Consider the following 20,302-nt stretch of genomic DNA (forward strand, 5'->3'; position numbering starts at 1 on the left):
ACGGCCCCGGCGCGCGCCGAAGCGTGCCTCGGCCCTGCCGGCCGACGGGCGCGCGCCGCCGTTTCCGTTTTCCGCCATCGTCGCCCAGGAGGAGATGAAGCGCGCCCTGCTGCTGGCGGCGATCGACCCGACCATCGGCGGCGTGCTGATCTTCGGCGATCGTGGCACGGGCAAATCCACGGCGGTGCGGGCGCTGGCCGCCCTGCTGCCGCCGATGCGCGCGGTCGTCGGCGACCCCTATCAGGCCGCGCCGCGCGCCGGGGTTCGCGGCCAGAAGACGCATCTCGTCCCCGTGCCGGTGGTCGACCTGCCACTGGGAGCGACCGAGGACCGCGTCGTCGGCGCGCTCGATCTGGAGAAGGCGCTGGCCAGCGGCGAGAAGGCCTTCCAGCCCGGCCTGCTCGCGCGGGCCAACCGCGGGTTCTTGTATATCGACGAGGCCAATCTGCTGGAGGACCATCTCGTCGACGTGCTGCTCGATGTCGCCGCCTCCGGCGAGAACGTCGTCGAGCGCGAGGGGCTGAGCATCCGCCATCCGGCGCGCTTCGTGCTGGTGGGCAGCGGCAATCCCGAAGAGGGCGAACTGCGTCCGCAGCTGCTCGACCGGTTCGGCCTCTCCGTCGAGGTCGCGACACCGGTCGATCTGCCGACTCGCATCGCGGTGGTGAAGCGCCGCGACGCCTATGACCGCGACCCGCGGGGGTTCTGCGCGCAATGGCAGGCGGCGGACCAGGCGATCGGGCGGAGGCTGATCGCCGGGCGCAAGCGGCTGGCGCAGATCGAGACCTCCGATGCCGCGCTGACGCGTGTGGCGGAACTCTGCCTGCATCTGGGCACCGACGGCCTGCGCGGCGAACTGACCCTGATGCGGGCAGCACGCGCGCTCGCGGCGCTCGAAGGCGCGCAGGAGATCCTCGACAGCCATATCCGGACGGTCGCGCCGATGGCGCTGCGCCACCGGCTGCGCCGCAATCCGCTGGACGAGGCCGGCTCGACCGTGCGTGTCGAGCGGGCGCTGGCCGAGGTTTTCGGCCCATGACCACGCCCGGCGCCAGCGCGACCGAGGTTCCGGTGCTGGCGCCCTGGCGGCTCGCCGAGATCGCGGCCGCGCTGCTGGCGCTGGATGGTGCGTCGATCGGCGGCGTGTCCCTGCGTGCGCCGGCCGGGCCGGTCCGGGAGGCCTGGCTCGCCCGCCTCGCGGCCTTGCGCTATGGGGCGCCCTGCTCGCGGATGCCGGCCGGCATCGGCGATGCGCGCCTGCTCGGCGGGCTCGATCTGACCGCGACGCTGGCGATGGGGCGCCCGGTTGCGGAACGCGGCCTGCTCGCGGAGGCCGATGGCGGCGTCCTGATCGTCGCCATGGCCGAGCGCGTCGAGGCTGCGACGGCGGCGAAGCTCTGCGCCGTGCTCGATGCCGGCGCGGTCACGGTTGAGCGCGACGGCATCGCCCTGACCGTGTCGACCCGCTTTGCCGTTGTCGCCCTCGACGAGGGCATCGCCGCCGATGAGCGCCCCGCCGCGGCCCTGACCGACCGGCTGGCGCTGCGGCTCGACCTCACCGCGTTGTCGCATCGCGAGATCGAGCCCCCCGTCTTCGACGCCGGGAGCATCGCCGCTGCGCGCGCCCGCGTCGCCGCGACGATCGACGACGAGACGATCGCCTGCCTGTGCACGGCGGCGCTGGCGCTCGGCATCGGCTCGACCCGCACCGCGCTGCAGGCGGTGAAGGTGGCGCGGCTGGTGGCCGCGCTGTCGGGCCGCGAGGCGGTCGCGCCCGAGGATGCGGCGCTCGCCGCCGCGCTCGTGCTGGCGCCGCGCGCGACACAGTTGCCGGCGCCGAGCGAGGAGGCCGAGGCCCAGGAGCCGGGGCCCGAATCGGAGCCGCAACCGGAGTCGCCGCCCTCCGAAAGCGACGAGCAGGCGGCGGCCCCGCCGCGCGATCTCGACGAGATGGTTCTCGACGCCGCGAAGGCCGCGATCCCCGCCGGTCTGCTGGGGCAATTGCTGGCGGCGGGAGGTCGGGCGCTGGCGCGCGCCGCCGGCCGGGCCGGGCAGTTGCAGAAGGCGGCGCGGCGCGGCCGCGTCGTGGGCTCGAAGGCCGGTGATCTGCGCGGCGGCGCCAGGCTCGATGTGGTTGAGACGCTGCGCGCCGCGGCGCCCTGGCAGCGGCTGCGGCACAGCGAAGCCGCGATGGCGGGCCGCAACGGCCTGATCGTCAGGCGCGAGGATTTCCGGATCGCGCGCTACAAGCAGCGCAGCGAGACCGCGACGCTGTTCATCGTCGACGCCTCGGGGTCCTCGGCACTGCAGCGGCTCGCCGAGGCGAAGGGCGCCGTCAGGCTGCTGCTGGCGGAGTGCTATGTCCGGCGCGACGAGGTCGCGCTGATCGCCTTTCGCAAGGCCCAGGCCGAGATCGTGCTGTCGCCGACGCGTTCGCTGGTCGCGGCCGAGCGGGCACTGGCCGGTCTGCCGGGTGGTGGTGCGACGCCGCTCGCGACCGCGATCGAGGCCGCCTGCGCGCTGGCCGATGCCGTCAGGCGCAAGGGCCGGACGCCGGCGCTCGTCTTCATGACCGATGGCCGCGCCAATATCGACCGCGCCGGGCGGCAGGGGCGGGCTCAGGCGCAAGCCGACGCACTGGCTGCTGCCCGGGGCCTGCGCGGCGAGGGCTTCAACGCGATCCTGATCGACACCTCGCCGCAGCCCCAGCCGCAGGCGGCCGACATCGCCGCGGCGATGGGCGGGCTCTACCTGCCGCTGCCGCAGGCCGATGCGGCGGGCGTCGGCCGGGCGGTCGGCCTCGCCCTGGCGGCGGGCCGATGACCGGCGCCCTCTCCTGGGCGCGGGACGGGCGCGACTGGCCGCATCGCGCAGCGAGCCGCTTCGTCCAGGCGGGCGGCCTGTCCTGGCATGTGCAGGAGATGGGGCAGGGGCCGACGCTGCTGCTCCTGCACGGCACGGGCGCCTCGACCCATTCCTGGCGGGACCTGCTGCCGCTGCTGGCACGCGATTTCCATGTCGTCGCCCCGGATCTGCCGGGGCACGGCTTCACCGAGGCGCCCGAGCGTGACCGGCTCTCGCTGCCGGCGATGGCGCGCGGCCTCACCGCGCTGCTCGGCAAGCTCGGGGTCGAACCGGAGGGGATCGTCGGCCATTCCGCGGGCGCCGCCATCGCGATGCAGATGGTGCTGACCGGGGCGGTCGCGCCCTCCTGCCTGATCAGCCTGAACGGGGCGCTGCTGCCCTTCAAGGGCGTGGCCTCGCAGCTCTTCCCCTCGGTAGCCCGGCTGCTGGCGCTCAACCCGCTGGTGCCGCGCCTCTTCGCCTGGCGGGCGGGCAGCACCGAGGCGGTGACCCAGCTCCTGGAAGGCATGGGCTCGCAGCTCGATGCGCGCGGGCAGGATCTCTACCAGCGGCTGTTCTCGAACCGGGTCCACGTCGCCTCGACGCTCGGGATGATGGCGAACTGGGATCTCGAGGCCCTGGGCCGGAGCTTCGGCAGGCTCGATCTGCCCGTGCTGTTGGTGGTCGGGGCGGGCGATCGGGCGGTGCCGCCCGGCGATGCGCGCGAGGTCGCGCGGCGCCTGCCGGACGCGCGGATTGAGACGCTGCCGGGCGCGGGCCACCTCGTCCATGAGGAGAAGCCGGCGGACATCGCGGCTCTGATCGGGGCCGAGATGCTGCGCCACAGGGAGGTGATCGCATGCTGACCGAACTGCACCCGCCGAGCCTGGGTTCGGGGACGCGCGCGCCGGCCCCCGACCGCCGGCCGCATGCGGTGGTGATCGGCTCGGGCTTCGGCGGGCTCGCCGCCGCGATCCGGCTGGGCGCGCGGGGCTATCGCGTCACGGTGCTGGAGGCGCTCGATCAGCCCGGCGGGCGGGCGCGCGTCTTCCGGCAGGACGGCTTCACCTTCGATGCCGGGCCGACGATCGTCACCGCGCCGTTCCTGTTCGAGGAGCTCTGGGCGCTGTGCGGGCGGCGGATGGAGGACGATGTCAAGCTGACCTCGCTCGACCCGTTCTACCGCCTGGTCTTCGACGATGGCTCCACCCTCGATTGCTGTGGCGACGAGGAGGCGATGCAGGCCCGGATCGCGGCTTTCGCGCCAGACGATCTGAGCGGCTACCGCACCATCCTGAAGGACGCCGAGGCGATCTACCGGGTCGCGTTCGAAAAGCTCGCCCATGTGCCCTTCAGCACGCTTTCCGCCATGCTCAAGGCCATGCCGGCGATGGCCTGGCTGCGGGCCGACCGCAGTGTCCATGGCTTCGCGTCCCGCCATGTCCGCGACGAGCGGCTGCGGACGGCGCTGAGCTTCCACCCGCTGTTCATCGGCGGCAATCCGTTTTCAGCCACGGCCATGTACGCCCTCGTGCTCCATCTGGAGCGCAAGTTCGGCGTGCATTTCGTCCATGGCGGCACGGGCGCGCTGGTGCAGGGTCTCGTGCGCCTGCTCGAAGGGCAGGGCGCGACGCTGCGCTACGGCGCGAAGGTCGCGGAGATCACCGTGGCAAAGGGAGCGGCCACCGGCGTGAGGCTCTCGGACGGCGAGGTCATCGCCGCCGATATCGTCGTTTCCAATGCCGACGCCACCTACACCTACGGTACCTTGCTGAAGGCGCAGCCGCGCCGGCGCTGGAGCGACGCCAAGCTCCAGCGGGCGCGCTATTCGATGAGTGTCGTGGTCTGGTATTTCGGCACGCGCCGTCGCTATGACGACATCGAGCACCACACGATCCTGTTCGGGCCGCGCTACCGCGGGCTCATCGACGACATCTTCGAACGCAAGGTTCTGGCGGAGGATTTCAGCCTCTACCTGCACCGCCCGACGGCGACCGATCCCGGGCTCGCACCGGAGGGCTGCGATGCGTTCTACGCGCTCGTGCCGGTGCCCAACCTCCAGGGCGACACCGATTGGGCGACGCAGGCCGAGCCGTTCCGGGCTCGCATCCAGGAGCGGCTCGAGGCGACGTTGCTGCCGGGCCTGAGCGAGACGCTCGTCACCTCCCGGCTGATGACGCCGCCCGATTTCCGCGATGATCTGCTCTCCGCCCATGGTGCGGCGTTCGGGATGGAGCCGCGGCTGCTGCAAAGCGCCTGGTTCCGGCCGCACAATCTCAGCGAAGAGCTCGACCGGCTCTATCTCGTCGGCGCCGGCACGCATCCCGGCGCCGGCCTGCCCGGCGTCCTGTCTTCGGCCAAAATTCTCGATATGGTGGTGCCTCATGCGACAGAACGGGTCTGATCTGCGTTCCCCTGCGCCGATGTCGGCGGATCTGGCGGCCTGCGATGCGATCCTGCGCGTCGGCTCCAAGTCCTTTCGGGCCGCGGCGCTGCTGCTGCCGCGCGAGACGCGCCGGGCGGCCACTGCGCTCTACGCCTTCTGCCGGCTCGCCGACGATGCGATCGACGAGGGGCCGGGCGATGCCGCGACGATCGCGCTGCTGGAACAGCGCGTCATCGCCGCCCATGCCGGCCGGCCGCATGAGCACCCGGTCGACCGCGCCTTTTCCGAGACCGTGCTCGGCTTCGGCCTGCCTCCGGAGGTCACGCTGGCGCTGATCGAGGGGCTGGCCTGGGATGCCCAGGGGCGGCGGTACGAAACGTTCGACGACCTTTGCGGCTATGGCGCGCGCGTGGCGGGTTCCGTCGGCGTGATGATGGCGACGCTGATGGAGAGGCGCGCGCCGGAGGTGCTGGCGCGGGCGGCCGATCTCGGCGTGGCCATGCAGCTCAGCAACATCGCCCGCGATGTCGGGGCGGATGCGGCGATGGGGCGGGTCTATCTGCCGCTGTCCTGGCTGCGCGAGGCCGGCATCGACCCCGACGCGTTTCTCGCCAACCCGCGCTTCTCTCCGGCCCTGGGCGGCGTCGTGGCGCGGCTGCTGGCCGAGGCCGACAGGCTCTACGCCCGGGCCGACGCCGGGATCGAGGCTCTCCCCGCCTCGTGCCGGTCGGGGATCCGCGCGGCGCGCTCGATCTATGCCGAGATCGGCCGGGAGGTCGCGCGGCGCGGGCATGACGGCGTGTCGCAGCGGGCCGTGGTGCCGGCCTGGCGCAAGCTCGGGCTCCTCGCCCGCGCGCTGGCGGGGGGTAGCAGCGATGACGGACATCTCGGCCTGCCGGCCCTGCCGGCCACGGCCTATCTGGTCACGGCTGTGACCAGGATGTCGCAGGGACCCCGCACGCCCTTGCGGGCGGCGCCCGTGCCATGGTGGGATCCGATCGGACGGACCACGGCGGTGATCGAGATGTTCGAGCGCCTCGGCCGGGTCGAGCGTTCCGCCGTCAGGGGTCCGTGAGGGACGGGAGGCCGCGATGTCGTCCAGTACGCTGATCGTCGTCGAGATGGTGTTGATGTTCGGGCTTTGCTTCGGCTTCTGCTTCCACCAGCTCTGGGACCTGCGCCGCGAGAAGGCCAAGGATGCGGCCAAGGCCGCAGCCGAGAGCGCCGCGGGCCCGCCGCGCGACCCTAACTCCGCCGCGGCATCCTGAAGGGCAGCATCGCCTGGACGACCGGGCTGGCGAAGCGGTCGAGCGACAGGCTCTCATGCATGGCCGTGACGCTCTCGCCGCCGAGCGAGGTCCGCACCACGGAGCGCGCATAGAAGGGCGTGTCCTCCAGCGTCTCGACCAGCGCGGCCGGCCGGCCGCGATCGCTGCGGGTCTCGCGCGCGATGCGCCAGCCGCTTTTCGGCAGGGGGGCGGTCGGGCCCGGCTGGATGGCGCTGGCCTGGCCGTCGGCGTCGAAGCGCCAGCCGAGATCGAAGGTCGAGCCGTCGCGGCGCGTGCCGCCATAGAGCACGGCCGCGCCGTCGGGCGTCGGCGCGCGCGACCAGTGCCAGGAGCGAAAGCCGTCGGCGAGCGGCGCATCGCCCTGGTTCATGTCGAGATAGCCCGGGCCGCTCCAGCACAGATCGGGCTCGCTCAGCGCGACCTCGACGCTGGCCAGCGGCGCGATCGGCCACCAGCGATGATGGCCCTCGGGGTTCAATGTCACGACATGGTCGGTGATCGCCTGCGGCGTGACGCGAACCGTCCCGCGCACCCGGCGCGGCAGGGGCGTGCCGACCTCGTCGATCGCGATCGTCAGGGTTCGTCCGTCCCATTGCAGCGCGCTGGGGCCGATCGCGAAATGATCCGTCGCGGCTGAGACATGCCGCCGCCCGCGCTCGGTCATCGTCCAGCGCCGTACACCGGGGCCGTAGAGGCCGACGTTCAAGGCGCAATGGTCGAGCGGGTCGGCGATGCCGCGCCGCCGTGCCCAGGCGTAATAGGGTGAGAACACGCTGCCGATGAAGGCGATGATGCTCAGCCCGTAGCGGCCGTCATCGCTCAGCGCGTCGACATACCACCAGACATAGCCGCCGGGCGCGACCGCGACGTCGAAGCGAGGTCCGCGACCACGCTCTGCGCCGCCAAAAGCCCCGAGAGCGCCACCATCGGCACGCCCGGGCCCGGATGGACGCTGCCCCCCGTCCCGTAGAGCCCCGGCAGCCGGCTGCGCGAGCCCGGCCGGTTGAAGCTCGCCATCGCGCCATGGGTCGAGCGGCCGTAGAGGCCGCCGCCCGTCGCCGGAAACAGGGCCTCCCAGTCGCTGGCCTGCGTCGTCAGCATCGCATCGCACTGCAGCGCGATCTCCAATCCGCAATGCGCCATCCGGGCGAGGCTCCTGCGCAGGCATGTCTCGATCTCCTCGGGCGGAAAGGCGGGGCGGTCGCCGCAGGGCGGGGCGTTGACCAGGATGAGCAGTCGCTCGGGCCCGGCCGGGGCGGCGCCCGCCTCGTCGCGATCCTGCGCGCAGACATAGATCGTCGGCTCCTCGGGGAGGCGGCCCTGCCGGCAGATCGCCTCGAACTCGGCCGCGTAGTCGCGCGAGAAGAAGACGTTGTGCCGGTGCAGCGGAAAGCCGTTCGTCTGCGCGACCGCGGCAAAGGTCAGCGCCGACAGCGAGCGCTCGGCCGGCTTGGTCGGTGTCGCGAAGCGGGCGGCGGCCTCGCCGAAGCGGCCGGTGGCGATGGCGTTGACGTCGGCATTGCTGACGACCGCGTCGGCGCGCAGCGTCTCGCCGCCGGCCAGGCGGACGCCGGCCGCGCGACCACCCTCGATCAGGATCTCGCTGACGGCTTCGCCGTAACGCAGCTTTGCGCCCTTCGTCATGGCGAGGTCGGACAGGGTTCGGGCGAGCCGGTGCATGCCCCCCTCGACCAGCCAGACACCCTCCTGCTCGACATGGGCGACCAGCATCAGCGTCGCGGGCGCGGCGAAGGGCGACGAGCCGCAATAGGTGGCGTAGCGCCCGAAGAGCTGGCGCAGGCGCTGATCCTGGAACGCTTGGCCCAACGCATCCCACAGCGTTCCGAACGGGCTCGCGCCCCAGAGCTGGCGCAGGCCGCCCAGCCCCATGTGCTGCACCAGCCCGAGCATGCTCGGTCGCTCGCGGGCCATGAAGCTGTCTTTCAACGCGTCGTGAATGCCGCGCGCCTGATCGCAAAAAGCGAGGTAGTTGCGGCCCTCGGCGGGCCCGGCGAAGGCGGCGACGGCCTGCGCCGAGGCGCTCCGGTCGGCGAAGAGATCGAGCCGCTCCGTCTCGCTCCAGGCATGTCGGGCCAGCACCGTGGCCGGCGTCAAGGTGACATGGCGGTTGAGCGCCTCGCCGACCTCATCAAAGATGCGGTCGAAGACCCAGCGCATCGTCATCACGGTCGGGCCGGCATCCAGCCTGCGGCCACCGACCGCGACCTCGCGCATCTTGCCGCCGGGGGCGGCCGCCTTCTCGACCAGGGTGACGTCGCAGCCGCGCGCGGCCAGCAAGAGGGCGGAGACCAGGCCACCGATGCCGGCGCCGATGACGAGGATGCGGGGGGTGCCCAAGCGGCGGCCTCGTGCGGGTTGACTTCACGGTCACAACTGTCCAGTCTTATTGACACATAAACTGTCAATTTGGAAGAACGTTCATTCACAGGGGGATCGTGATGGATACCGGGACACGGATCGAACAGACCCTCGACGCCGCCATCGCCGCCGCCCATCTGCAGAACTGTCCGCCGCTGCTCGCCCAGGCGATGCGCCACGCGGTGTTCCCCGGTGGGGCGCGGATCAGGCCACGCCTGACGCTGGCCGTCGCGAGGGCCTGCGGTGATCCGGACCCCGGCATCGCGAATGCGGCGGCGGCCGCCATCGAGTTCCTGCATTGCGCCTCGCTGGTGCATGACGATCTGCCCTGCTTCGACGACGCTGCGATGCGGCGCGGCAAAGCCTCGGTCCACAAGGCCTATGGCGAGCCGCTGGCGGTGCTGGCCGGCGATGCGCTCATCGTGCTCGCCTTCGAGACGCTGGCCGAAGCCGCGGCCCGCCAGCCGCAGAGCCTGGCGACCCTGGTGCGGGTCGTCAGCGCCGCCGTCGGCAGCCGCGGCGGCATCGTCGCCGGGCAGGCCTGGGAATCGGAAGCGACGATCGACTGCGCGCTCTACCATCAGGCCAAGACGGGCGCGCTGTTTGCCGGCGCGACCATGGCGGGCGCCGCGGCGGCCGGCGTCGCGCATCAGGACTGGCGCTGGCTCGGGGAAAAGCTCGGCGAGGCCTTCCAGGTCGCCGACGACATTCGCGACGTCGCTGCGACGCCGCAGGAGCTCGGCAAGCCCTGCGGCCAGGATGCGGCGCATCTGCGCCCCAACTACGCCTCGGCCTATGGGCTCGGCCCGGCGATCGCGCATCTCGACGCGCTCGTGCTGGAGGCGATCGCCGCGATCCCGGCCTGCCCCGGCCGCCAGGATCTGGGAACGCTGATCGGCCTCACCGCCAAGAGCTTCCTGCCCGAGAGCCTGCAGCGCCGCGCGGCCTGACCGTGCGCCCGGCCTCGGTCCCAGCCGCCGGCCCCGTGGTGGAACCGGCCCGGCCGGTCTCGCTGGCCGACCGGCTGGCGGGATGGCGCAACCGGCTGGTGGCGAGCCCGCGCTTCCAGCGCTTCGCCGCCTCCTTTCCGCTCACCAAGCCGATCGCGCAGCGCCAGTCGCAGGCGCTGTTCGATCTCTGCGCCGGCTTCGTCTATGCGCAGGTGCTGCAGGCCTGTATCCAGCTCAACCTGTTCCGCATTCTCGAATCGGGGCCGCGCAGCGTGGCCGAACTGGCGCCGCGCCTCGCGATGAGCGAGAGCGCGACCGAGCGTCTGCTCGGAGCGGCGGCTGCGCTCGACCTGGTCGAGCGTCGCAGCGGCGGACGCTATGGGCTGGCCATGCTGGGCGCGGCGCTGCTCGGCAATCCCGGTGTCGGCGCCATGATCGCCCATCACCGGCTGCTCTATGACGATCTCGCCAATCCGCTCGCTCTGCTGCGGGGCGAGAGCCGGCCCACCGCGCTGTCGGGCTACTGGGGCTATGCGACCGCCGACCAGCCGGCGTCGGCGCCCCCCGCGGAGGTGGCGGCCTATAGCGCCCTGATGGCGCAGTCCCAGCATTTCGTCGCCGACGACATCCTGGCAGCCTACGATTTCGCGCAGCATCGCCGCATCCTCGATGTCGGTGGCGGAGAGGGCGCTTTCCTGATCCGCGTGGCCGCCCAGGCGAAGGCGCCGGCGCTGACGCTGTTCGACCTGCCGGCCGTGGCGGCGCGGGCGCAGGCCCGTTTCGAGGCGGAAGGGCTGGGCGCGCGCGCCAGCACGTTTGGTGGCGACATGCATCGCGACTCGCTGCCCGAGGGCGCCGATCTGGTGACGCTGGTGCGGGTCCTGCACGATCACGACGACGCGGCGGTGCGCGCCTTGCTGGCGCGGATTCGCGCCAGCCTGCCGCCGGGTGGGACGCTGCTGATCGCCGAGCCGATGGCGGGTTCGTCCGAAACCCGGCGCATGGCTGAGGCCTATTTCGCTTTCTACCTGCTGGCCCTGGGCAGCGGCCGCGCCCGCAGCCCCGCAGAACTGACGGTTTTCCTCCAGGAGGCGGGCTTCACCGAGATCCGGACGCTGCGCACAAGGCGGCCCCTGCTGACCGGCGGCATGACCGCCCGCGTCGCATGACACCTGATGTGTAATTTAAGATTGACACATATCTTTGTTCCGATAGCCTGACACTCAGGCGACGGAGCCTGGCCAGAGCGGCCGCCTCCCCCGACCTCGAAAGTGCTCCGATGCATGCGCTGGCAGTCCTCGTCGAAAGGCCCGAGCATCTGGTCCTGAGCCAGCTCGAGCTCGTCGCCGCCGGCCCTGAGGACGTCGTCGTCGCCACCCAGTGGAGCGGGATTTCGACCGGCACCGAGCGCCTGCTCTGGTCGGGCCGGATGCCGCCCTTTCCGGGCATGGGCTATCCGCTGGTGCCGGGCTACGAATCGGTCGGCCGGGTGATCCAGGCCGGCGACGCCTCGGGGCGCAGCGTCGGCGATCTCGTCTTCGTGCCCGGCTCCCGCGGTTTCAAGGCGGCGCGCGGCCTGTTTGGCGGCGCCTCTTCCCATCTCGTCGTGCCCGGGGCGAAGGCCGTGCCGATCCCCGAGGCGCTCGGCCCGTCCGGCGTGCTGCTGGCGCTTGCGGCCACGGCCCAGCATGCGTTGGCCGGCGGCGCCCTTCCCGAACTGATCATCGGCCACGGCGTGCTCGGGCGTCTGCTCGCCCGGCTCGTCCTCGCGCATGGCGGCCAGCCGGTGGTGTGGGAAAGCAACCCGCTGCGGGCGACGCAGGCGCAGGGCTATGCGGTCGTCGCCGCCGAGGCCGATCCGCGCAAGGACTACCGCGTGATCTGCGACGTCAGCGGCGACGCCTCGCTCCTCGACATGCTGATCGCGAGGCTGGCGCCGCAGGGCGAAATCGTGCTCGCCGGCTTCTACGACCAGCCGATTTCCTTTGCCTTTCCGCCGGCCTTCATGCGCGAGGCGCGTCTGCGCGTCGCCGCCGAATGGCGCCAGGCCGACCTCGACATCGTCATGGCGCTGATCGCCGACGGACGGCTCTCGCTGGACGGTCTGATCACCCACAGCGCCCCGGCGAATGACGCGCCGGCCGCCTATCGCACCGCTTTCAGCGATCCGTCCTGCCTCAAGATGATCCTGGATTGGAGTGCCTGCTCGTGAACATCCAGATCCGAAATCCCGTTCCTTCGCCCGCCGCCGCCATGGCCGCCCGCCTGCGCGACGAGGCTGCCCAGCCGCAGGACGCGGTCGTCACGACCGCCCCGACCAAGGAAACGCAGATCATCGCGATCTACGGCAAGGGCGGCATCGGCAAGTCGTTCACGCTGGCCAATCTCAGCTACATGATGGCCCAGCAGGGCAAGAAGGTTCTGCTGATCGGCTGCGATCCGAAATCCGACACCACTTCGCTGCTCTTCGGCGGCAAGGCCTGCCCGACCATCATCGAGACCTCCTCGCGCAAGAAGGCGGCGGGCGAGGACGTCAAGATCGGCGATGTCTGCTTCAAGCGCGACGGCGTCTACGCGATGGAACTCGGTGGGCCGGAGGTCGGCCGCGGCTGCGGCGGGCGCGGCATCATCCACGGCTTCGAGCTGCTGGAGAAGCTCGGCTTCCACGACTGGGGCTTCGACTTCGTCCTGCTTGATTTCCTCGGCGACGTGGTCTGCGGCGGCTTCGGCCTGCCGATCGCCCGCGACATGTGCCAGAAGGTCATCGTCGTCGGCTCCAACGATCTGCAGAGCCTCTACGTCGCCAACAATGTCTGCTCGGCGGTGGAGTATTTCCGCAAGCTCGGCGGCAATGTCGGCGTGGCCGGCATGGTCATCAACAAGGATGACGGCACCGGCGAGGCCCAGGCCTTCTGCGACAAGGTCGGGATCCCGGTTCTCGCCGCCATCCCCGCCAATGACGACATCCGCAAGAAGAGCGCCAATTACGAGATCATCGGGCGGCCGGGCGACGTCTGGGCGCCGCTGTTCGAGGAGCTGGGACTCAACGTCTCCGAGGCGCCGCCGGTGCGGCCGATGCCGCTGACGCAGGACGCGCTGCTCTCCCTGTTCTCGAGCGAAAGCACCGGCCGCGACGTCGTTCTGGTCCCTGCCACGCTGGAAGACATGTGCGGCCCCTCCGCCCTCAAGAAGGCGACCCTCGAAGTCGTCTACGACCAGGTCTGAGGCGCATCATGACCGTGCACCAGCCTCTTCCCGACGCCGCCTCCGCCCCCGCGATCAATGCGGCGGCGACGAAAGGTGACGGGCTGGGCTGTCATTCCGGCCAGGAGGCGATGCGCAGCGCGGCCACCGCGGCCGGCAATGCCGAGATGCTGGAGCGCTTCGCCAAGGACTACCCCGTCGGGCCCCATGACAAGCCGCAGAGCATGTGCCCGGCCTTCGGCTCCCTGCGGGTAGGCCTGCGGATGCGGCGCACCGCGACGGTGCTGTCGGGCTCGGCCTGCTGCGTCTACGGGCTGACCTTCACCTCGCATTTCTACGGGGCGCGGCGCTCGGTCGGCTATGTGCCGTTCAATTCCGAGACGCTGGTCACGGGCAAGCTGTTCGAGGACATCCGCGAGGCGGTGTTCAAGCTGGCCGACCCCGCGCTCTACGACACCATCGTCGTCACCAATCTCTGCGTCCCCTCGGCCTCGGGCGTGCCGCTGCGGCTCCTGCCCAAGGAGATCAACGGCGTCCGCATCATCGGTATCGACGTGCCGGGGTTCGGCGTGCCGACCCATGCCGAGGCCAAGGACGTGCTGGCGGGCGCCATGCTGGCTTATGCTCGCAAGGAGGCCGAAGCCGGCCCGGTCCAGGCACCGCGCGCCGGCAAGGCGGAACGCCCGACGGTGACCCTGCTCGGCGAGATGTTCCCGGCCGACCCCGTCGGCATCGGCATGATGCTCGAGCCGCTGGGCCTGGCGGCCGGCCCGGTCGTGCCGACGCGGGAATGGCGCGAGCTCTATGCGGCGCTCGACTGCGCGGTCGTCGCGGCGATCCACCCCTTCTACACGGCCTCCATCCGCGAGTTCGAAGCGGCGGGGCGCAGCGTCGTCGGCTCCGGCCCGGTCGGCGTCGAGGGCACGGTCGCCTGGCTCTCGGCGATCGGCGAGGCCTGCGGCGTGGCCAAGCCCCTGGTCGAGGCGGCGCAGAACCGGCTCGTCCCGGCGATCCGTGGCGCGCTCTCGGCGATGCCGATCACCGGCCGGATCACGCTGTCGGGCTATGAGGGCTCGGAGCTTCTGGTCGCGCGGCTGCTCGTCGAGAGCGGTGCCGATCTGCGCTATGTCGGCACCGCCTGCCCGCGCACGCCCTGGTCCGAGCCCGACCGGGAGTGGCTGGCGGCACGCGGTGTGATGGTGAATTTCCGCGCGACGCTCGAGCAGGATCTGGCGGCGATGGCCGAGTTCCAGCCCGATCTCGCGATCGGCACCACGCCGGTGGTGCAGAAGGCCAAGCAGCTCGGCATCCCCTCGCTCTACTTCACCAATCTGATCTCGGCGCGGCCGCTCTTCGGGCCCGCCGGCGCGGGTTCGCTCGCCCAGGTCGTCAACGCCGCCATCGGCAACAAGGGCCGCATGGACGCGATGAAGGCCTTCTTCGCCGGCGTCGGCGAGGGCGATACCGCCGGCATCTGGCAGGAGACGCCGCAGCTGCATCCCGATTTCCGCGAGAAGTTCGCCCGCCGCGCCGCCAAGGCGAAGGCGGCGGCCGAGGAGATTCCGTGATGCTGATCCAGGATCACGATCGGGCCGGGGGCTATTGGGGGGCGGTCTACGTCTTCTGCGCCATCAAGGGCCTGCAGGTCGTCATCGACGGCCCGGTCGGCTGCGAGAACCTGCCGGTGACCTCGGTGCTGCACTACACCGACGCACTGCCGCCGCATGAGCTGCCGATCGTTACGACCGGTCTCGGCGAAGAGGAACTCGGCCAGCACGGCACGGAAGGCGCGATGAAGCGCGCCAATGCCGTGCTCGATCCGCATCTGCCGAGCGTGGTCGTCACCGGCTCGATCGCCGAAATGATCGGCGGCGGCGTGACGCCGGAAGGCACCAACATCCAGCGCTTCCTGCCGCGCACGATCGACGAGGACCAGTGGCAATGCGCCGACCGCGCGCTGTTCTGGCTCTGGGGCGAGTACGGCGCCAAGCGCGGCATCGTGCCCAAGGCCAAGCCCCGCAAGGAGGGCGCGAAGCCCAAGGTCAACATCATCGGCCCGGCCTATGGCATGTTCAACATGCCCTCCGACCTCGCCGAGGTGCGCCGCCTGATCGAGGGCATCGGCGCGGAGGTCCACATGACCTTCCCGCTCGGCTCGCATCTCGCGCAGGTGCAGCGGCTGGCCGATGCCGAGGTCAATGTCTGCCTCTACCGCGAATATGGCCGGCTGCTCTGCGAGGCGCTCGAGCGGCCCTATCTGCAGGCGCCGATCGGGCTGCATTCGACGACCGCCTTCCTGCGTTCGCTGGGCGAACTGCTAGGGCTCGACCCCGAGCCCTTCATCGAGCGCGAGAAGCACACGACGATCAAGCCGCTCTGGGATCTGTGGCGATCGGTGACGCAGGATTTCTTCGGCACGGCCTCCTTCGCCATCGTCGCCAACGAGACCTATGCGCGCGGCATCCGCCACTTCCTCGAGACCGAGATGGGGCTGCCCTGCACCTTCTCGGCCTCGCGCTGCGCGGGGAAGAAATCCGACAACGATGCGGTGCGCGCCTCGCTCAAGGAGAAGCCGCCGCTGGTGCTGTTCGGCTCCTTCAACGAGCGCATGTACATGGCGGAAGCCGGCGGGCGCGGGATCTACATCCCCGCCTCCTTCCCCGGCGCCGTGATCCGCCGGCACACCGGCACGCCGTTCATGGGCTATGCGGGCGCGACCTACCTCGTCCAGGAGGTCTGCAACGCGCTGTTCGACGCGCTCTTCCACATCCTGCCGCTGGGCACGCAGATGGACGCCGTCGAGGCGACGCCCGCGCGCCTGCATCGCGAGCTGCCCTGGTCGGAAGAGGCCAAAGCCCTGCTCGAGGACTGCCTGGAGCGCCAGCCGGTGCTGGTGCGGATCTCCGCCGCCAAGCGCCTGCGCGATGCCGCCGAGGCCCGCGCCCGGCAGGCCGGCGCCGCCCGGGTCCAGGTCGACCATGTCGATCGTGTCGCCAGCCGCGAAGGAGCCTTCGCATGAGCGCACCGAGCCAGCATCGGCGGCAAGACGGCCGCACCAGAACCGTTTCCGAGGGGAGGAGAGACGAATGACCATGCAGTTCACGGCGCGCCATTCCGAGCAGGACCATGTCCGGCGGGTGAAGTCGCTGGCCTCCGACCGGCGCATGTGCCGGCGGCTGACCGCACTTTCGATGCCTTTCTTCCTCGTCGTCGCGCTGGTTCAGAGGGTCGTTCGTCCGGCCGGCCGTGGGCCGCGCCTGTCGATCGTCGCCGAGGCGCGCGCCCAGGCCAACGCCACCATTCCCTTCATGTTCATGGGCTGAGCCCGGAACGCGAAGGTCACGCGCTTTCGCCCGGTTCGGGCGGGAGGAACTGCCGGGGGTCGAAGCCCGACAGCCAGCCGCACGGCTTCGTGCGGTAACGGCCGCAAGGCCAAAGGAGAGGATTGATCATGGCAGAGAGAGACACGCTGTCAGGATTGACCGCAGCGGAAGCGAAAGAATTCCATTCCTTCTTCGTGCAAGGAACTCTGGGTTTCGTCGCTATATCCGCGGTCGCGCACCTGCTGATCTGGATGTGGAGACCGTGGTTCTGACGGTCTGAACAATGAAGGAGAATGGACGATGTGGAGAATGTGGTTACTCTTCGATCCGCGGCGTACGCTGATCGCTGTCGCGACTTTCGCTTTTGGCATGGTGATGCTGAATCATCTGATTCAGCTTAGCACGCCGCGCTACGGAAGCTGGCTGAACGCGCCGCTGGCGTCGACGGCTGCTCCGAAATAGGCCTTTCTAGCTCTGAGGCGGACGGATGACCGACTTTGCTCGGCAACGTCCGCCCGCCTCGCTCCGCATATCTTTGTCGATGATTCTAAATCGTTTTCGCTCGCTGCTGCGGGGAGGGCCACGCGATGGCATTGCTCAATTTCGAGAGAAAATACCGGGTCAGGGGCGGGACGCTGATTGGCGGCGATCTGTTCGATTTCTGGGTCGGCCCCTTCTATGTCGGCTTCTTCGGCATCGCGACCGTCTTCTTCGCGGGGCTCGGCACGGCCCTGATCCTGTTTGGTGCCAGCCAGGGACCGACCTGGAATCCGTGGCTGATCAACATCGCGCCGCCGGACCCCAAATATGGCCTGTCCCTCGCCCCGATGCTCGAGGGCGGGCTCTGGCAGATCATCACGATCTGCGCCACGGCTTCCTTCATCTCCTGGGCCCTGCGCGAGGTCGAGATCTGCCGCAAGCTCGGCATGGGCTATCACGTGCCCGTCGCCTTCGGCTTCGCCATCCTGGCCTATGTGACGCTGGTGATCTTCCGGCCGTTCCTGCTCGGCGCCTGGGGCTATGGTTTCCCCTATGGCATTTTCAGCCATCTCGAGTGGGTCTCCAACGTCGGCTACCAGTATCTCCAGTTCCACTATAATCCCGCCCACATGATCGCGGTGACGTTCTTCTTCACCACGACGCTCGCGCTTTCGCTGCATGGCGCCCTGATCCTGTCGGCGACCAACCCGAAGCGGGGCGAGCCGGTCAAGACGCCCGAGCACGAGAACAGCTTCTTCCGCGACACGATCGGCTATTCGATCGGCACGCTCGGCATCCACCGGCTCGGTCTCTTCCTGGCGCTGTCGGCGGTGTTCTGGAGCGCGGTCTGCATCATCATCAGCGGCCCGTACTGGAGCGAGGGCTGGGCCGAGTGGTGGGACCTGTCGCGCCATTTCTCGATCTGGCGCTGAGGCGCCGGCCCGAGGCCGACCATGCGGCCTGACGCCGAGAGGAGGCGCCAGGCCCAAGACCAAACCGTCCAAGACCAAACCCGTCCCAGACGCAGCCCGGTTCTCCAAGGATCAAGGCGATGGCAACCTATCAGAACATCTTCACCCGGGTTCAGATCCACGGCGCGCCCGATCTCGGCGTCCCGCTTCCCGGGCGGGGCACGCGCCGCGGTACCGCCACACGGGTGAGCCACCTGTTCGGCATGATCGGCGACGCCCAGATCGGCCCGATCTATCTCGGCTGGACCGGGGTGACCTCGCTCATCTGCGGCCTTATCGCGTTCGAGATCATCGGCTTCAACATGCTGGCCTCGGTGAACTGGGACCCGGTTCGCTTCGTCCGCGAACTGTTCTGGCTGCAGCTTGCGCCTCCCGGCCCGGAATACGGGTTCAGTCCGTTCGTGCCTCTGAAGGAGGGCGGCTGGTTCATCATCGCCGGCTTCTTCTTCACCGTGTCTGTCCTCCTGTGGTGGGTGCGGACCTATAATCGCGCCCGGGCGCTCGGCATGGGCACGCATGTCGCCTGGGCCTTCGCCGGTGCCATCTGGCTAATGCTCGTTCTCGGCTTCATCCGGCCGATGCTGATGGGCTCATGGAGCGAGGCGGTCCCCTACGGGGTCTTCCCGCATCTCGACTGGACGCAGAACTTCTCGCTGCGCTACGGCAACCTCTTCTACAACCCCTTCCACGCGCTCTCGATCGTGTTCCTGTACGGCTCGGCGCTGCTCTTCGCCATGCACGGCGCAACGATCCTGGCCGTCTCGCGCTATGGCGGCGACCGCGAGATCGAGCAGATCGTCGACCGTGGCACGGCGTCCGAGCGCGCCGCCCTGTTCTGGCGCTGGACGATGGGCTTCAATGCGACGATGGAGTCGATCCATCGCTGGGCCTGGTGGTTCGCCGTGCTGACGACGGTGACCGGCGGCATCGGCATCCTGCTGACCGGAACAGCGGTCGACAACTGGTACGAATGGGCGATCAAGCACAAGTTCGCCCCGAGTGACCCGACCATGTGGCCGGCGACGCCGGTGCCCCCGCCGCGGCCCTGAGCCTGCCCGCGCCATCCTCGACCGCGACCGAGCGGACGATCCCTGGGAGGCCGGAAACGGCCTCCCTTTTTCGTGCCGGGAACACGGGTTCGGCCGGGCGCGACGCGCGCAGCGGGCCACAGCCGCGCAAGGGTTTTTGCATAGAGCGGCAACGAAAAAGGCCGGGCGCTGGGCCCGGCCTTTTCCTGTCTGCGGTGGAGGATCGCCTCAGGCGGCGCGGCGCAGGCCGACCTGGCGCCAGATCGCGGTCAGCGCCCCGACCAGGGCCGCGATATCGGCGTCGGAGTGAAGCGGCGAGGGGGTAATCCGCAACCGCTCGGTGCCGCGCGGCACGGTCGGGTAGTTGATCGGCTGGACATAAATGTCGAAGCGCTCGAGCAGTTCGTCACTGATGCGCTTGCACAGCACGGGATCGCCGACCATCACCGGGACGATGTGGCTGGGATTGGGCAGATGGGGGATGCCGGCGGCATCGAGCCCGGCCCGGACGGCGGCGACCCGATCGCGCTGGCCGTCGCGCTCGGCCTGGCTCGCCTTGAGGTGGCGCACCGAGGCGAGCGCGCCGGCGGCCAGGGCCGGCGGCAGCGAGGTCGAGAAGATGAAGCCCGAGGCGAAGCTGCGGATGAAGTCGCAGGTGGCGGCCGAGGCGGCGATGTAGCCGCCCATGATGCCGAAGCCCTTGGCCAGCGTGCCCTCGATCACGTCGAGCCGGTGGCTGAGACCCTCGCGCTCGCTGACGCCGCCGCCGCGCGGCCCGTAGAGGCCGACCGCATGGACCTCGTCGATATAGGTCATGGCGCCGAACTCGTCGGCGAGATCACAGAATTCCGCGATCGGGGCGATGTCGCCATCCATCGAGTAGACGGATTCGAAGGCGAGCAGCTTGGGCCGGCGCGGGTCGATCGCCTGCAGCTTGCGGCGCAGATCGTCGGGGTCGTTGTGGGCGAAGACGACCTTGTCGGCCCGCGAATGGCGGATCCCCTCGATCATCGAGGCGTGGTTGAGACCATCGGTCAGGACCACGCAGTCGGGAATGCGCGCCGCGAAGGTCGAGAGCGAGGCCCAGTTCGACATGTAGCCGGAGTTGAAGAGAAGCGCGGCTTCCTTGCCGTGCAGGTCGGCGAGCTCGCGCTCCAGCAGCACATGGTAGTGGTTGGTGCCGCCGATGTTGCGCGTGCCGCCGGCGCCGGCGCCGCAGCCGTCGAGCGCGCCATGCATCGCGGCGAGCACGTCGGGATTCTGGCCCATGCCGAGATAGTCGTTGGAGCACCAGACGGTGACGTCACGCGGGCCGTCCGTGCCATGGAAGGTGGCGCGGGGAAACTGCCCGGCCTTGCGCTCCAGATCGGCGAAGACGCGATAGCGGCCTTCCTTGTGGAGCCCGTCGAGTTCCTTGCGGAAGAACATCTCGTAGTCCATCGGCGGCC

Annotated in this window: 20 protein-coding genes; 17 read left to right on the top strand and 3 right to left on the bottom strand. The window is 70.1% G+C overall.

The annotated features are described in order from the left end of the window. Positions 1-94: 94 nt before the first annotated feature. Genes bchI through SJY11_RS08095 form a run of 6 tightly spaced genes read left to right on the top strand, consistent with a single transcriptional unit; the run spans position 95 to position 6,498 of the window. The gene (gene bchI, locus SJY11_RS08070) at positions 95-1,039 is read left to right on the top strand and encodes a magnesium chelatase ATPase subunit I (RefSeq protein WP_376989277.1); all 945 of its coding nucleotides are present in this window, start codon (positions 95-97) and stop codon (positions 1,037-1,039) included. Next, complete coding sequence (locus SJY11_RS08075) at positions 1,036-2,823, top strand: magnesium chelatase subunit D (protein ID WP_376986082.1); 1,788 nt, start codon at positions 1,036-1,038, stop codon at positions 2,821-2,823. The genes bchI and SJY11_RS08075 overlap by 4 nt, the downstream gene beginning before the upstream one ends. Next, positions 2,820-3,710, top strand: coding sequence for an alpha/beta fold hydrolase BchO (bchO, locus tag SJY11_RS08080; RefSeq protein ID WP_376986083.1), 891 nt, complete (start codon positions 2,820-2,822; stop codon positions 3,708-3,710). The genes SJY11_RS08075 and bchO overlap by 4 nt, the downstream gene beginning before the upstream one ends. Further along, positions 3,704-5,248 (top strand): phytoene desaturase, encoded by a 1,545-nt coding sequence (locus tag SJY11_RS08085; protein ID WP_376986084.1) that lies wholly within the window; start codon positions 3,704-3,706, stop codon positions 5,246-5,248. The genes bchO and SJY11_RS08085 overlap by 7 nt, the downstream gene beginning before the upstream one ends. 19 nt (positions 5,249-5,267) lie before the next feature. After that, entirely contained in the window at positions 5,268-6,305 is a 1,038-nt protein-coding gene (locus SJY11_RS08090) for a phytoene/squalene synthase family protein (RefSeq protein WP_376986085.1), read from the top strand. A gap of 16 nt (positions 6,306-6,321) precedes the next feature. After that, positions 6,322-6,498: a hypothetical protein gene (locus SJY11_RS08095; RefSeq protein ID WP_376986086.1), complete on the top strand. Its 177-nt coding sequence runs from the start codon at positions 6,322-6,324 to the stop codon at positions 6,496-6,498. On the opposite strand, the gene SJY11_RS08100 is transcribed toward SJY11_RS08095, so the two are convergent. Together SJY11_RS08100 and crtD are read right to left on the bottom strand one after the other, a co-directional pair. After that, the gene (locus SJY11_RS08100) at positions 6,476-7,342 is read right to left on the bottom strand and encodes a carotenoid 1,2-hydratase (protein ID WP_376989278.1); all 867 of its coding nucleotides are present in this window, start codon (positions 7,340-7,342) and stop codon (positions 6,476-6,478) included. The two genes, SJY11_RS08095 and SJY11_RS08100, sit on opposite strands and share 23 nt — an antisense overlap. Continuing rightward, positions 7,339-8,877 (bottom strand): 1-hydroxycarotenoid 3,4-desaturase CrtD, encoded by a 1,539-nt coding sequence (gene crtD / locus SJY11_RS08105; RefSeq protein ID WP_376986087.1) that lies wholly within the window; start codon positions 8,875-8,877, stop codon positions 7,339-7,341. Before crtD ends, SJY11_RS08100 begins: the two co-directional genes overlap by 4 nt. A 101-nt stretch (positions 8,878-8,978) precedes the next feature. On the opposite strand from crtD, the gene SJY11_RS08110 reads away from it, so the two are divergent. The 11 genes from SJY11_RS08110 to pufM all read left to right on the top strand — a co-directional run bounded on the left by SJY11_RS08110 (position 8,979) and on the right by pufM (position 18,875). Further along, the gene (locus SJY11_RS08110) at positions 8,979-9,848 is read left to right on the top strand and encodes a polyprenyl synthetase family protein (protein ID WP_069056302.1); all 870 of its coding nucleotides are present in this window, start codon (positions 8,979-8,981) and stop codon (positions 9,846-9,848) included. Between the two features lie 35 nt (positions 9,849-9,883). After that, positions 9,884-11,017 (top strand): methyltransferase, encoded by a 1,134-nt coding sequence (locus SJY11_RS08115; protein WP_376986089.1) that lies wholly within the window; start codon positions 9,884-9,886, stop codon positions 11,015-11,017. A 110-nt stretch (positions 11,018-11,127) separates the two neighbouring features. Continuing rightward, positions 11,128-12,060: a chlorophyll synthesis pathway protein BchC gene (gene bchC / locus SJY11_RS08120; RefSeq protein WP_376986091.1), complete on the top strand. Its 933-nt coding sequence runs from the start codon at positions 11,128-11,130 to the stop codon at positions 12,058-12,060. Positions 12,061-12,101: 41 nt separating this feature from the next. Then, on the top strand, positions 12,102-13,073 hold the full coding sequence (locus tag SJY11_RS08125; RefSeq protein WP_376989279.1) for a chlorophyllide a reductase iron protein subunit X: 972 nt from the start codon (positions 12,102-12,104) through the stop codon (positions 13,071-13,073). Between the two features lie 8 nt (positions 13,074-13,081). After that, entirely contained in the window at positions 13,082-14,620 is a 1,539-nt protein-coding gene (gene bchY / locus SJY11_RS08130; RefSeq protein WP_376986093.1) for a chlorophyllide a reductase subunit Y, read from the top strand. After that, on the top strand, positions 14,620-16,071 hold the full coding sequence (bchZ, locus tag SJY11_RS08135) for a chlorophyllide a reductase subunit Z (RefSeq protein WP_376986095.1): 1,452 nt from the start codon (positions 14,620-14,622) through the stop codon (positions 16,069-16,071). Before bchY ends, bchZ begins: the two co-directional genes overlap by 1 nt. A 67-nt stretch (positions 16,072-16,138) precedes the next feature. Then, positions 16,139-16,375: a hypothetical protein gene (locus SJY11_RS08140; protein WP_267521510.1), complete on the top strand. Its 237-nt coding sequence runs from the start codon at positions 16,139-16,141 to the stop codon at positions 16,373-16,375. Positions 16,376-16,503: 128 nt separating this feature from the next. Then, complete coding sequence (pufB, locus tag SJY11_RS08145; RefSeq protein WP_069056297.1) at positions 16,504-16,647, top strand: light-harvesting antenna LH1, beta subunit; 144 nt, start codon at positions 16,504-16,506, stop codon at positions 16,645-16,647. A 28-nt stretch (positions 16,648-16,675) separates the two neighbouring features. Then, the gene (gene pufA, locus SJY11_RS08150) at positions 16,676-16,837 is read left to right on the top strand and encodes a light-harvesting antenna LH1, alpha subunit (RefSeq protein WP_069056296.1); all 162 of its coding nucleotides are present in this window, start codon (positions 16,676-16,678) and stop codon (positions 16,835-16,837) included. Positions 16,838-16,962: 125 nt separating this feature from the next. After that, a complete protein-coding gene (pufL, locus tag SJY11_RS08155) occupies positions 16,963-17,787 on the top strand; it encodes a photosynthetic reaction center subunit L (RefSeq protein ID WP_069056295.1) in 825 nt (274 codons plus the stop codon). 119 nt (positions 17,788-17,906) lie between these two features. Further along, positions 17,907-18,875, top strand: a complete 969-nt coding sequence (pufM, locus tag SJY11_RS08160) for a photosynthetic reaction center subunit M (protein ID WP_376986096.1) — start codon at positions 17,907-17,909, stop codon at positions 18,873-18,875. Between the two features lie 207 nt (positions 18,876-19,082). On the opposite strand, the gene hemA is transcribed toward pufM, so the two are convergent. After that, a complete protein-coding gene (gene hemA, locus SJY11_RS08165; protein WP_069056293.1) occupies positions 19,083-20,294 on the bottom strand; it encodes a 5-aminolevulinate synthase in 1,212 nt (403 codons plus the stop codon). Positions 20,295-20,302 lie beyond the last annotated feature (8 nt).

It is taken from the genome of Allobosea sp. R86505 (genome assembly GCF_042466375.1).
Classification (GTDB): Bacteria; Pseudomonadota; Alphaproteobacteria; order Rhizobiales; family Beijerinckiaceae; genus Allobosea.